We start from the raw sequence: 12,116 nt of genomic DNA on the forward strand, positions 1-12,116 counted from the left end.
GCCTGCGTACCGCCGCCATGACGGCGGAGCGTTCCCCACGCCTGTGTGTCACCGTCGGTTTCAAGATCCATGTCGGCATTGACAAACCTCTCATTGATATGTACAGGAAATATGTACACCATAAACGGAGGCGAATATGGCAATCCAAACAACATACACACATGCACGCGCAAAGCTGTCTTCATTATTGGATGCGGTGACCCAAGATCGTGAAGTAGTCATCATTCAGCGACGTGGGCAAGAGGACGTGGCCCTGATCAGCGCCGATGAACTGGCTGGTATTTTTGAAACCGCGCATCTGCTCCGTTCCCCCAAAAATGCAGAGCGGCTTTATGCTGCTTTGGACAGGGTGAAAAAACCATCAGGATCACCTCAAACCATAGAGGAACTTCAAAGCGAGGTTGGTTTTGAGTAAGGGGGCATAGAAAATGCCTCAAACAAAAATAAAGCGCGAATCCGTGTTTCAACCCGAATTCAGGGAAGACCTGAAATTCTGGGTTGAAACAGATCGCAAAACCGCACTTCGTATATTTCAGTTGATAGAGGCTGTTATGCGCGACCCATTTCAAGGCATGGGGAAACCTAAACCTTTAAAGTATCTTGGCCCGGGTGCATGGTCTCGTCGAATTACACAGGAACATCGGTTAGTTTATGTTGTCGGCCATGAAAGAGTGGATTTTGTTCAAGCTCGTTATCACTATTAAGAGATACGCCTTACTGAATGGAGTTTCAAAAAAGCTCAAATACAAACCAATGTTGAAATTTATCCTTCATCCTATAATGGTTTGTCAAAAAAATAGATAGCAGACTGCTTGCAGACACGTCCAATAGATTATCGTCATAGGTTGGTCAAAATTCTAGTAAAATTGTCAAAAGATAAGGTACAGGAAAGTAACCAGTCTTTAAAGATTTTATTTGAACTTAATTCATAGCCCAAAATATCAGCGGCTGTATCTGTTTAGCGCTTTTAAGGAAAGCAGGGGACAGGCACTCCGGGACCCACTTGAGCATCATTTTGTGCTTAAAATATCTCATTTTTTGGGACAAGTGGGTCCCGGAAGAGCCAGTCCCCATGCCACATGCAAAGCGCTAAACAGATACCAGCGGCTAACTAATAATGATAGAGTCGAACAGAAAGCCGTGAACGTATCTCAATTGGGGATAGTCCCGTACCTGCTTGATATTTTAGCAAGTTGCAGCGACATCATGAAATCATTCCCAAGCAGGTGCCGGACAGTCCACGGAGGTCAGTCATAAGTTTCACTGTAGAATTGAGAGTAAACTAAAAACTACTGTCTCAGCCACTATAGGATAGTGTATGGAAAAGAAAGAGGAAATCCTATTTTTTCTGCAAGAGCACAGAAAAGAACTCAAGGAAAGATTTTCCGTGAGACGAATCGGTCTTTTTGGGTCTGTACTTAATGATGCTGCAGAGACTGGCAGCGATGTGGATATTCTGGTAGAGCTGGATCAGCCCACATTTGACAACTATATGGACCTTAAATTTTTCCTGGAAGACGCATTCGGCCGATCGGTGGATCTTGTTCTGGCAGACAACCTTAAGCCCCGCCTCCAGCCGATCATTTCCCAAGAGGTGACCTATGTATAGTTGTGACTGCAAAAAGTCATTTTTGCAGTCACAGACGTCAGAGATCAGAGGTCAGTAAAATCAAATAGTTATGTCACGCGAACCACGCTAACCACGCTAAGACGCGTGGCAGGAAAGCTTGGCAGGACGCGTGGCTGGACGCGTGAATGATATCTGCATTTTTCATTCCCCGACTTTTTGCAGGTGCATCATATTTCGAAAATAAATGATTACAGGTGAGAGACAAAGCCTTAAAGACACTGATCAGGGTAGGATATATATGGAGGATTATGCAGCCGGGTGAAAAAGAACAGAACAACCTGTCCGGAAGCAGCCTTTTGCAGGTGCGCAGTCTGTGTATAGACTTCGAATCCCATGGTGAGGTACACCGGGCTGTGGACGGCGTGTCTTTTTCCATTGCCCCGGGAGAGGTCCTGGCGGTGGTGGGGGAGTCCGGCAGCGGCAAGAGTGTTACCGGACTGTCCCTGACCGGTCTTCTGCCTCCGCCTCCGGGATGCCGGGTGGGCGGTGAAGTGCTCTACCAGGGCCGCAATCTGCTTGAGTGCAGCGCCAGGGAGCTGAGGCAGTACCGGGGCAAGCAGATAGCTTATGTCTTTCAGGAGCCGGGCACTGCTCTGAACCCGGTTTTTACCATAGGCCACCAGATCGCCGAGGCCATCCGCCTGCATCGCCCCGAAGTAAAAGATATAAAAGCAGAAATCGTAAAGGCACTGGACATGGTCAAGATTCATGAGCCTGAAAGGCGTTTTGAGGATTATCCGCATCAGCTGAGCGGCGGCATGCAGCAAAGAGTGATGATAGCCATGGCCCTGGCCTGCAACCCCAGGCTCCTGGTGGCGGACGAGCCCACCACAGCCCTGGATGTGACCATCCAGGCCCAGATAATAAACCTTCTAAGGGAGCTGCGGGAAAGACTGGGCATGTCCATCATGCTCATTACCCACAATTTCGGCATTGTGTCCGGATTTGCAGACAGGGTGGCGGTAATGCGCCATGGCAGGATCGTGGAGCAAAAAGAGACGTCGGTGATTCTCAAAAGCCCGGAGCATCCCTACACTAAGGCCCTCATAGGCTGCATTCCTGTTCTGGGACGCAAGCTGCGCAGACTGCCCACCATAGAATCCGAAACCAGGCAGGAACAAGAGCATGGCCATGCCTGATGCACAAACTGACATGAGCCCGGCGGGGGAGGCGGTTCAGGACAAACCCGGGCACACCGGGGACAGGACTTCAGCCCCGGCCCTGGTGCAGGTTAAAAATCTCAAGGTGTATTTCCCTGTTTACGGAGGTCTGTTCAGGCGGGTGCGGGGCTACATGCGGGCTGTGGATGATGTGGGTTTTAGTGTTCCGGAGGGCTCCACCGTGGGCCTGGTGGGGGAGTCAGGCAGCGGCAAGACCACCACAGGACGCAGTATGGTCAGGCTTATTCAGCCCACCGCCGGAGAAATCCTCTACCGGGGCAGTGATGTAGTCGGCCTGAGCAAACGCGAATTTTTCCCCTACCGCAAAAAGATGCAGATGATCTTTCAGGATCCCTTCAACTCCCTCAACCCCAGGATGAGCGTGGAAAAGATCCTCACAGAGCCCCTGGGCATCCACTTTCCCCGGATGAGTGCAGATGAAAGGCACATGCGCTGCGCCCGGCTCATGGAGATGGTAGGGCTCAAGCCTGATCAGCTGCGGCGCTATCCCCACGAGTTCAGCGGCGGACAGCGCCAGCGCATAGGCATAGCCAGGGCCCTGGCCGTGGAGCCGGAATTTATCATCTGCGACGAACCGGTAAGCGCCCTGGACGTATCCGTGCAGGCCACCATAATCAATCTGCTGCAGGATCTGCAGGAAGAGCTGGGGCTTACTTACCTGTTCATCGCCCATGACCTGGCAGTAGTGGAGCACATAAGCGATTATGTCCTGGTGATGCACCAGGGCCGGATCGTGGAACAGGCAAGCTCGGAAGTTATTTACAGTGCACCGCAGCATCCGTATACTATAAAGCTGTTGCAGGCTGTACCGGGATTGTAGAGCACTTCATCAGTCTTGACATTCTGCCTCTGCAGTGTACGTTCAAGTGTATATTGCAGAAGGGCAGGACCATAAAGCCTGTTGTTTTAACTGTTTTTAGCTGTATAAAAAGAAAAAAGAGAGTCTAAACCCGGCTGCGGGCACATCCCCTGTTGGAAGGTTTGCAGGCTGAAAATTCATGCTGGAACTTTTAAGAATAAAAAACCTGGCCCTTATCCAGGACATGGAACTGGAATTCGACCCGGGGCTGAACGTGCTTACCGGTGAATCCGGGGCGGGCAAATCCTTTATCCTCAAGGCCCTGGATTTTATCCTGGGGGAAAAGATGTCCGCTTCCATGGTCCGTGCCGGGGAGGACAAGGCCGTGGTGGAGGCGGTCTTTGTCCTGGACGGGGAGGAGTATATCATCAAGCGCGAGCTTGCGGCCAGGACTTCGCGCAGCCGGTTTTACCTGAACGATTCCCTGAGTTCCCAGGACCGCATCCAGTCCCTGCGGGACAGTCTTCTTATCTATACCAGCCAGCACGGGCAGCAGAAACTTTTGAAGCCTGCCTACCATGTAAGGATCCTTGACGGATTCCTGGAAAACCCCGGAGTACTGCAGAAAAAGGACGAACTCTTGGAGAGCATGAACCAGGTCCTGGACAGAAAAAAAGAGATCCAGGGCAGGCTGGCCGAGCTTGAAGAGAAAAAAGAACTCCTGGAGTATCAGAAAGCCAGGATTGACGAGGTGCATCCCGAGGCAGGGGAGGAAGATGACCTCCTGGCCCGGCGAGATGAGATAAAATCCAGGGCGGACCTGGCCCAGGACGTGCAAAAGGGTCTGGACATCCTGCATTCGCCCCAGGGAAGTCTCCTGGATGGCATACGCCAGCTCTGCCGCATAGCCGAGCGTATGGAAGCCCTGGATGAAGGGTATGCCAGGCAGGCCGGGGAACTGGAGAACGCTGCCGCAGCACTGGAAGATTTTGACCGGGTCCTTCGAAGCACAAGGGTGCATGACGAAGAGGCGGAACTGGAAAAGGTGGAATCCAGGCTGTGGGAGCTGAACCAGCTGAAAAGAAAGCTTGGGCGCAGCCTGGATGAAATCCTGGACATGGAGCGAGAGATCCAGGAGCATCTTTCTTTTCTGGACCAGGGCCGCCTGGACCTGAAGCAGCTGGAGCGCCAGGAGGCCGGCCTGGCCCGGGAACTGGACCAGGCCGCAGGAGAGCTCAACCAGGAGCGCAGGAAATGCGCCGGTGAGCTGGCCTCCAGGCTGGAAAAGGAGCTTCAGTGCCTGGGGTTTTCAGAGCATATCCGGGTGGAGTTTCAATTTTCCCCTGTGGAAATTTATCCGGGCATCAATGAAGACAGGCCAAGGCTATTGTGGATACCCAACCCGGGTCAGCCGGCCCAGCCCTTAGACAAGATCGCTTCCGGAGGCGAGCTTTCCAGGTTTTTGCTGGCCCTGGTAGGGCTGCGTTCGGAAAAGGGCATGCCCACCCTTTTATTTGACGAGGTGGATGCAGGTATCGGGGGAGGCACCCTGATCCAGGTGGGACAAAGGATCCAGGAACTGTCCCGCAACCGGCAGATTCTCCTGATAACCCACTGGCCGCAGCTGGCGGACCTGGCCGACTGTCATTTCATGGTGCAAAAAGAGGTCTACAGTGACCAGACCTATACCCTGTGTTCCAGGCTGGACGCTGAGCAGTCCAGAAGCGAGCTTGCGCGTATGGCTGGGGAAGGCGGATGAGTGAAGACGGATGTCAGCCTTCCACGCTTGCTCGTCCGGGACCGAATCTGCGAGTAAATGGATAAGGAAGTGGTTATTAGAACGAACCACCCCCGGCCCCTCCTTAACCAAGGAGGAGAAGGCTGTGCTGTACGCAAAAAAATGACAAACTTGTATGACAGCAACATGCTGAACTTAATGAATTGAAATTATGATTATTTAGAAGAGGACAGAAGTTCGAGTGGCTTAGGACCTGTGGGAACAAGAAGGGTCTCTTGGGCGGAAGTACTTACAACCTGCAACTTAAAACTTTATAAATTTCATGCATAAAAGCACTCAGACAAAATCGCGCTCCTGCGACAGGGTCAGGCTTTTGGGGCTGGACTTTGCCGCAAACCCGGATTTTGTTCATCTTTACCTTGAGCCGCCTTCCTGGGACTACACCCCGGGGCAGTTCGTCATGCTCAGGCCGGAAAAATGGGGCCAGGACCCGGTCTGGCCCAGGCCCTTTTCCATCTGCGAAAAGACCCGGGAATACGTGCGCATCTTTATGCAGGTGGTGGGACGGGGAACCAGTCTTTTGAGCAGTGCTGCACCGGACAGTGAAATCAACATGTGGGGTCCGCTGGGGCGCGGGTTCAGGCTCTCCCCTGAAAAACGCTACCTGATCCTGGCCGGTGGTATGGGCATCGCTCCTTTTATCGGCCTTTGCAAGGAGCATCCCTATCCCGGCAAGCTGAGCCTTATCTTTGGTCATCGCATGGACCGGTCCTGCTACCCCTTTGATGAACTGCCCGGGGAGATGCAGCGCCAGAACATGCGCCAGACGAACCAGGAAGACATGGAGCATTTCGGGCGGGTCCTCAGGGAGCAGATATCCCGGTTTGCTTCCAGGGGAGAGATCCTGGCCTGCGGTCCCATGCCTTTTCTGCAGGTGGTGCAGAAGCATGTGCTGGAAGCAGGGGCCTCGGCCCAGCTTTCGGTGGAGACCAGAATGGCCTGCGGAGTAGGTGCCTGCCTGGGATGCGTGGTTGAGACGCGCAGCCAGGGTCTGGTACAGAGCTGTGTACAAGGACCGGTCTTTGATGCCGGGGAACTGGTGTTGTAGCTATGGATATAAGTGTCGATCTGGGCGGACTCCGCCTCAAAAATCCCATCATGAGCGCATCCGGGACCTTTGGCTATGGCCTGGAATTTTCTCCCTACGGAGACCTGCAAAAGCTGGGAGCCATCGTGGTCAAAGGCCTGTCCCTGCATCCTCGAAGCGGCAATCCCACACCGCGCATCACTGAAACACCCTGCGGCATGCTAAACGCCATAGGCCTGCAAAATGTGGGGGTGGAAAAATTTCTTGCACAGAAGCTTCCCTTTCTGCCTGCGGATGAAACCCCGGTGGTAGCCAATCTCTATGCCCAGGGTGCTGAAGAATTCGTGGAGCTGGCGGCAATCCTGGGGGATGCACCCCGAGTGGGGGCCCTGGAGGTGAATATATCGTGTCCCAATGTGCGCTGCGGCGGGGTGCAGTTCGGCCAGGACCCCGAGGCCGCGGCATCCGTCACCCGGGAAGTGCGCAGGGCCAGCCCGGACAAGCCGCTGATCATCAAGCTAAGCCCCAATGTCACGGATATCAGGGTCATTGCCCGGGCGGTGCGGGATGCCGGCGCGGATGTTATTTCCCTGATAAACACTCTGGGGGGCATGGCAGTGGATATCCACAGCAGAAAGCCCAGGCTGGCCAATATAGTGGGCGGTCTTTCCGGTCCCGCTGTGAAGCCGGTGGCCCTGAAGATGGTCTACGAGGTCTGCAGCGAAGTGGATATCCCGGTTATCGGCCTGGGGGGCATCTGCAACGCCCGGGACGTGCTGGAATTCATCATGGTGGGGGCCCACGCGGTGCAGGTGGGCACGGCCAATTTCATGCGTCCGGACCTGATTTTCGACCTGGTGGACGAGCTGCCGGGCCTGCTGGCTGAACTGGGTGCAGAGTCTCTCGAGGACTTCAGAGGTTCTCTGGAAACTCAATGAAATATTCATAACGAACCACCCCCGGCCCCTCCTTAGCCAAGGAGGGGAGCAGTCCGTGCTGGAAATTTCATTTTTTGCATTTGAGCCAGGAACCAGGAACCAGAAAATAGTTGTTCAGGTGCTTAGTATAAATTTTATAACAACCTGCTGGTAACTGATTTTTTTCACTGGGTCTGCTCCTCTGGACAGGATACAGGCCCGGTGTGAACTCCCCTCCTTAGCCAAGGAGGGGCCGGGGGTGGTTGTATGAAATCCCTTCATTACCCCAATCAACCATTAGCAGATAACTGGACTGTCACCATTCAGGGGGTCCTCGATGTTGATAACTGGCACAAGGCCTGGGGACTGTCCCTCGCTGTGTAGGTCTGTGCAGGATCACGGAATTTTGCGCTTGTAATATTGGTGATTGTGAAGGCAATGTGTCGCGGGGACTGTCCCCAGGCCGATTTCGGCACCCCCTGAATGGTTACACTGGACTAAGGGTATAGCCATATTTAGCAGCTGTATCCTGCGGGGATAAATAAATCAGGGGCACCCGCCTGCTAAGACTTGAAAAAAATAAGGGTGTCAGATAGGCTGTAAGCTTGCAAACAAGCTGCACTGCTGGATTTGAAAGGGGTAGCCCTCCGGGAGGGCCGGCCCCTTTATTTGCTGCAACCGGTTGAACCTTTGCAGGGTTTTGCTTCAAGGCGAAATCTTAAGGAGATAAAATGTCCCAGCCCATAAAAGAAGCAGCAGCCGTGTGCAAGACCATTATGCGCAACGGCTACGATGCATACGTCATCAATGCCCCCCTGCAGGAGCGGGCCATGGATCAGGACCACATGGAAGTGGATATCTGTACGGAACTGGACTTTACCGGCCTGACCAAGCTTTTTCCCAGCCTGGAGACATCCGGGGGACTGGATTTCCTTGGTTCTCTACGCCAGGGCCAGGTGACCTTCAATTTTTACCCCGCAGACGTCATAGAAAGTTCATACACCGACGGCACCATAGCCCGCATGACTCCCAGGCTGGTCAAGCGCCTGGAAGAGATGGGGGATATGCCCCTGACCTGGGCCTGTCCTTATATTCCGGATCCCAGGGCCGTTTACGACGGCTTTGAAGACCTGGATACAGGCAAAGTCACCCTTGAGGGGCTGCCCGACGAGACTCTGAAGAAAGATTATCTGCGGGCCATCAAGGCCCTGCGTTTTTCAGCCAATTTCGGCCTGCCCATAGAGGGTAACACCTGGCTGGCCATTCTCAGATCTTCCAGGAGGGTTCTGGACTACGTGTCAGTTACAGATCTCATGGACGAATGGCGCAAGGTGGAAGCCGAAAATATGCACAGGTTCGTAAGTCTTCTGTTTGAATCCATGATCCTGCACGGTCTCATCCCGGAGCTTGCATCCCTCAGCAGGGTAAAGCAGGTGAAAAATCAGGAGGAGGGCCTGGAAAATGTATGGGAGCATACCCTTGGGGTGATGCGCTATTATCCGGAAGAACTTCCCTATGACTGGTACGGCACCATGGCCTGCCTCTTTCATGACGTGGGCAAGCTGTTTGCCGCGGAATATTTTCACGACAGAATCACTTTTTACCAGCACCACCGTATAGGGGCCAAGGTTGCCCGCAAGATACTTAAGCGGCTCAGGTTCAATACCGATGAGATCGATCTGGTGTGCCACCTGGTGCGCCATCATATGCGCTTTCATTTCATGCTCACAGACCGCGGCATCCGAAGGTTCATGGCCCTGGACGAGTATCCCAGGCTCATGGAAATGGTCCGGGCGGACATCAAGGCCAGGGACGGCAGCTACAAGGAATTCAACCACAACCTGAAGATGCTGCAGAAGGCCAAGGTCAGCGAGGATACTCTGGAGCCTCTTCTGAACGGGCACGAGATCATGGAGTTCACCGGCATCAAGCCCGGTCCCGGGGTAGGGGTGATCCGGGAGGCCCTGCTGCAGGCCCAGGCAGCTGGAGATGTTACTTCGGTGCCCGAGGCCATAGAATTTGTCATGCGCTACAAGGAAAAGGAGCATCTGCAATAGACAACCTGCTGGAACAAGACCGCGAATCAATGCAGAATCTGCTGAAAGAGCGCGGGGAACCGGCCTACAGGGCGGATCAGCTCTGGCAGTGGATATGGCAGAAAAAAGCCGGGGATTTCCAGGAGATGACCAACATTTCCAAGGCCCTGCGCAGCAGTCTGCAGCAGGAGTTTGTCCTGCAAAGGCCTGCCGTGGTCCAGAAAAAGGAAAGTATTGACGGGACAGTAAAGCTCCTGCTGGGTCTTAATGACGGCTTTTTTATCGAAACGGTCATCATCCCGGAAAAGGATTATTATACCCAGTGCATATCCACCCAGGTGGGGTGCCCCATGGGATGTGTCTTCTGCAGTACCGGGTGTATGGGGTTCAAGCGCAATCTCACCCCCGGAGAGATAGCTTCCCAGGTTCTTGTGGCATGCCGGCACCTGGAGGACACTGGCCTGGACAGTACCCGTCTGACCAACGTGGTGCTTATGGGCATGGGGGAGCCGCTTTTAAACTGGGATGCGGTGAAAAAGGCCATGTACATGATGACGGATTCCCTGGGACTGGGGATTTCCAGAAGAAGGCTTACCCTGTCCACGGTGGGGGTCAGGGACAGGCTGCAGGAATTCGGCAGCTCCCGTCTGGGGATGCTGGCGGTGTCACTGCATGCACCGGATCAGGATCTGCGCCGCAGGCTTATGCCCGGGGCCGCAACCTGGGATATAAAGGACCTGGTCAGGGCCCTGGAGCAATACCCTCTTGCCCCCAGGGAACGTATTACCATTGAATACGTTCTGTTAAAGGATATAAACGATTCCCCGGCCCAGGCCAGGGCCCTTGTGCGTCTTTTGTCCCGGGTCAAATGCAAGGTGAACCTGCTGGCCTACAACCCCGGGGAGCAGGAAGGATATCAGCCGCCACAGGAGAAGACCATACTGACGTTTGAGGAAGTGCTTCGCTCCAAGGGGCTGACTGTCACCCTGCGCAAAAGCAAGGGCCAGGACATAAGTGCCGCCTGCGGACAGCTCATTGCCGATTCATGACCGGGTGATCAGGGGAAGAAATGATGAATGCGGAATGATGAATTATGAGCAAATTCTCACCATAATAATTATGTGCTCCAGTGGTCCGGGGGTTCGGCAAGCAGGACGTAAAAACTCGCTCCAAGGCAGCGTAAATCAAAACCTATACACGGCATTCTCAACCAGAATGACATCAAAAACATGCTTTGTATTAAATTCAGTGTTTAACGGTTTTGATTAACGCTGCCTACGTCGCTCAGACAGTTTACGCCCTGTTTGCCGAACCCCCGGACCCTGGCTATTTGCCCGCAGATGTCGAATATTTACAGTGATGGAAGGAAAAAAGAAGTTTGGAGTGTGGGTATAAGGGGGTTGTAAAACCCTGTATCAGTAAGAAATGATCAAGGGTAAACAAGGAGATATGTTTTGAAACCCGATTTTGACAAGGGAAACGGGCTGTTGCCCGTGATAGTCCAGGAGTGGGAGACCGGCGAGGTGCTCATGCTGGCCTACACCGACGAGCAGGCATGGGAAAAGAGTCTGGATACCGGTGAGGCCCATTTCTACAGCCGCAGCAGAAAAAGTATATGGCATAAAGGCGGAACTTCCGGACACGTGCAGAGGATCCGGGAGATACGCATAGACTGCGACTATGACACCATCTTGTTCATGGTGGAACAGGTGGGGGGAGCGGCCTGCCACAAGGGCTACAAAAGCTGCTTTTACACCCGGGTGGAAAAGGATGGCCGTTTTCTGGAACATGCCGAAAAAGTATTCGATCCCAAGGAGGTTTACAATAAATGAGCAGCGAGCAAGTCCTGAAGCTGGGCATCCCCAAGGGTTCCCTGGAGGAAGCCACCAGAAGGCTTTTCGCCCGGGCCGGATGGAAGATAAAGCCCCATCACAGGAACTATTTCCCGGAAATAAATGACCAGGAGATGCAGTGTTCTCTTTGCCGGGCCCAGGAAATATCCAGGTACGTGGAAAACGGGACCATGGATGCGGGGCTTACCGGAAAAGACTGGATCATGGAAAATGAATCCGACGTGGTGGTGGTCTCGGACCTGGTGTATTCCAAGGTCAGCAACAGGCCGGCCAGGTGGGTGCTGGCGGTGGCCGGTGATTCACCCTACCGCCGCCCCGAGGATCTGTCAGGCAAAAAGATAGCCACAGAGTTAAGAAACTTTACCCATAATTATTTTCACAATGCTGGCATTCCCGTGGAGGTGGAATTTTCATGGGGGGCAACAGAGGCCAAGGTGGTGGAGGGACTGGCTGACGCCATTGTGGAGGTCACCGAAACCGGGTCCACCATCAAGGCGCACGGGCTAAGGATAATAGCCGAGCTTCTGCAGACCAATACCCAGTTCATCGCCAATAAAGAGGCCTGGGAAGATCCCTGGAAGCGAAACAAGATCGAGAATATCAACACCCTGTTGCACGGTGCTCTGCGGGCGGACCGGCTGGTGGGGCTGAAAATGAACCTGCCCGCGGACAGGGTGGAAGACGTCATGGCCCTTTTACCCAGTATGACAGCCCCCACTGTTGCCCATCTGTACAATACAGACTGGCTGTCCGTGGAAATCGTGGTGGAGGAGGACCGGGTCCGGGAACTGGTGCCCAGGCTCCAGGAAAAAGGCGCCGAGGCCATTATTGAGTACGCCCTGAACAAGGTGATCTGATTGCCTGGTTATCCACAA

The 12,116-nt window shown here is 53.7% G+C and carries 12 protein-coding genes; all 12 read left to right on the forward strand.

Going from position 1 to position 12,116, the window contains the following annotated elements; all coding sequences use genetic code 11:
- Window positions 1-136 precede the first annotated feature (136 nt).
- The 12 genes from DTHIO_RS09870 to hisG all read left to right on the forward strand — a co-directional run bounded on the left by DTHIO_RS09870 (window position 137) and on the right by hisG (window position 12,098).
- Window positions 137-415 carry a type II toxin-antitoxin system Phd/YefM family antitoxin gene (locus tag DTHIO_RS09870; RefSeq protein ID WP_008870146.1) on the forward strand — a complete coding sequence of 93 codons (279 nt, stop codon included), beginning with the start codon at window positions 137-139 and terminating at the stop codon, window positions 413-415.
- 13 nt (window positions 416-428) lie between these two features.
- On the forward strand, window positions 429-704 hold the full coding sequence (locus DTHIO_RS09875) for a Txe/YoeB family addiction module toxin (protein ID WP_008870147.1): 276 nt from the start codon (window positions 429-431) through the stop codon (window positions 702-704).
- A 614-nt stretch (window positions 705-1,318) separates the two neighbouring features.
- Entirely contained in the window at window positions 1,319-1,609 is a 291-nt protein-coding gene (locus DTHIO_RS09880; protein WP_008870148.1) for a nucleotidyltransferase family protein, read from the forward strand.
- A gap of 269 nt (window positions 1,610-1,878) precedes the next feature.
- Window positions 1,879-2,769 carry an ABC transporter ATP-binding protein gene (locus DTHIO_RS09885; RefSeq protein ID WP_008870149.1) on the forward strand — a complete coding sequence of 297 codons (891 nt, stop codon included), beginning with the start codon at window positions 1,879-1,881 and terminating at the stop codon, window positions 2,767-2,769.
- Complete coding sequence (locus DTHIO_RS09890) at window positions 2,762-3,631, forward strand: ABC transporter ATP-binding protein (protein WP_208596399.1); 870 nt, start codon at window positions 2,762-2,764, stop codon at window positions 3,629-3,631. The genes DTHIO_RS09885 and DTHIO_RS09890 overlap by 8 nt, the downstream gene beginning before the upstream one ends.
- Before the next feature lie 178 nt (window positions 3,632-3,809).
- Window positions 3,810-5,369, forward strand: coding sequence for a DNA repair protein RecN (locus DTHIO_RS09895; RefSeq protein ID WP_008870151.1), 1,560 nt, complete (start codon window positions 3,810-3,812; stop codon window positions 5,367-5,369).
- A 301-nt stretch (window positions 5,370-5,670) separates the two neighbouring features.
- The gene (locus tag DTHIO_RS09900; RefSeq protein ID WP_008870152.1) at window positions 5,671-6,456 is read left to right on the forward strand and encodes an iron-sulfur cluster-binding protein; all 786 of its coding nucleotides are present in this window, start codon (window positions 5,671-5,673) and stop codon (window positions 6,454-6,456) included.
- 2 nt (window positions 6,457-6,458) lie between these two features.
- A complete protein-coding gene (locus DTHIO_RS09905; RefSeq protein WP_008870153.1) occupies window positions 6,459-7,373 on the forward strand; it encodes a dihydroorotate dehydrogenase in 915 nt (304 codons plus the stop codon).
- Window positions 7,374-8,083: 710 nt separating this feature from the next.
- Entirely contained in the window at window positions 8,084-9,409 is a 1,326-nt protein-coding gene (locus DTHIO_RS09910; RefSeq protein WP_008870154.1) for an HD domain-containing protein, read from the forward strand.
- The gene (gene rlmN / locus DTHIO_RS09915; RefSeq protein WP_040418450.1) at window positions 9,406-10,437 is read left to right on the forward strand and encodes a dual-specificity RNA methyltransferase RlmN; all 1,032 of its coding nucleotides are present in this window, start codon (window positions 9,406-9,408) and stop codon (window positions 10,435-10,437) included. Before DTHIO_RS09910 ends, rlmN begins: the two co-directional genes overlap by 4 nt.
- Window positions 10,438-10,842: 405 nt before the next feature.
- Window positions 10,843-11,220: a phosphoribosyl-AMP cyclohydrolase gene (gene hisI / locus DTHIO_RS09920; RefSeq protein WP_008870156.1), complete on the forward strand. Its 378-nt coding sequence runs from the start codon at window positions 10,843-10,845 to the stop codon at window positions 11,218-11,220.
- A complete protein-coding gene (hisG, locus tag DTHIO_RS09925) occupies window positions 11,217-12,098 on the forward strand; it encodes an ATP phosphoribosyltransferase (protein ID WP_008870157.1) in 882 nt (293 codons plus the stop codon). Before hisI ends, hisG begins: the two co-directional genes overlap by 4 nt.
- Window positions 12,099-12,116 lie beyond the last annotated feature (18 nt).

Source organism: Desulfonatronospira thiodismutans ASO3-1, from assembly GCF_000174435.1.
GTDB lineage: Bacteria > Desulfobacterota > Desulfovibrionia > Desulfovibrionales > Desulfonatronovibrionaceae > Desulfonatronospira > Desulfonatronospira thiodismutans.

Bases quoted from the DNA above. Each gene is read 5' to 3' on its own strand.
- DTHIO_RS09870 (WP_008870146.1), top strand. From the start codon at position 137: ATGGCAATCCAAACAACATACACACATGCACGCGCAAAGCTGTCTTCA.
- DTHIO_RS09875 (WP_008870147.1), top strand. From the start codon at position 429: ATGCCTCAAACAAAAATAAAGCGCGAATCCGTGTTTCAACCCGAATTC.
- DTHIO_RS09880 (WP_008870148.1), top strand. From the start codon at position 1,319: ATGGAAAAGAAAGAGGAAATCCTATTTTTTCTGCAAGAGCACAGAAAA.
- DTHIO_RS09885 (WP_008870149.1), top strand. From the start codon at position 1,879: ATGCAGCCGGGTGAAAAAGAACAGAACAACCTGTCCGGAAGCAGCCTT.
- DTHIO_RS09890 (WP_208596399.1), top strand. From the start codon at position 2,762: ATGCCTGATGCACAAACTGACATGAGCCCGGCGGGGGAGGCGGTTCAG.
- DTHIO_RS09895 (WP_008870151.1), top strand. From the start codon at position 3,810: ATGCTGGAACTTTTAAGAATAAAAAACCTGGCCCTTATCCAGGACATG.
- DTHIO_RS09900 (WP_008870152.1), top strand. From the start codon at position 5,671: ATGCATAAAAGCACTCAGACAAAATCGCGCTCCTGCGACAGGGTCAGG.
- DTHIO_RS09905 (WP_008870153.1), top strand. From the start codon at position 6,459: ATGGATATAAGTGTCGATCTGGGCGGACTCCGCCTCAAAAATCCCATC.
- DTHIO_RS09910 (WP_008870154.1), top strand. From the start codon at position 8,084: ATGTCCCAGCCCATAAAAGAAGCAGCAGCCGTGTGCAAGACCATTATG.
- hisG (WP_008870157.1), top strand. From the start codon at position 11,217: ATGAGCAGCGAGCAAGTCCTGAAGCTGGGCATCCCCAAGGGTTCCCTG.